Source organism: Bradyrhizobium cosmicum (assembly GCF_032290525.1).
Lineage (GTDB): Bacteria > Pseudomonadota > Alphaproteobacteria > Rhizobiales > Xanthobacteraceae > Bradyrhizobium > Bradyrhizobium cosmicum_A.
In genome coordinates this window covers 1-263 of record NZ_JASXTA010000308.1, presented here as the reverse complement: position 1 = coordinate 263, position 263 = coordinate 1, and the positions used below count along the sequence as shown (strand labels likewise).

Annotated in this window: 1 protein-coding gene; it reads right to left on the bottom strand. The window is 62.4% G+C overall.

Annotation, left to right across the window (positions count from 1 at the left end):
• A partial coding sequence (locus QSV46_RS40065; RefSeq protein WP_314964152.1) for a hypothetical protein occupies positions 1-206 on the bottom strand: 206 nt, incomplete at its 3' end.
• Positions 207-263 lie beyond the last annotated feature (57 nt).

The following is a 263-nucleotide window of genomic DNA, read 5'->3' as shown; positions in this document are numbered from 1 at the left end:
GTCGCGAGATGCGCCGATATGCCGAAAGCAAGCCCATCGGCCGTGAGATAGCGAGCGAAGATTGTTTCCGCCTCTGCCAAGATGCGATCGATCTGCGGCTCCGGCAGCACAACTCCCATGACGGGCAGCCACCCCCTTAGTTCCGCCTCTACGAATTCGCGTATGGTCGGGAATCGTGCTGTGCCGCTACAGGTCGTGAGATCCACCAAGCCGGCTCCGGCGCCCTTGAACAACACGGCGAGCCCCTGCCTGTCACCCAGCAC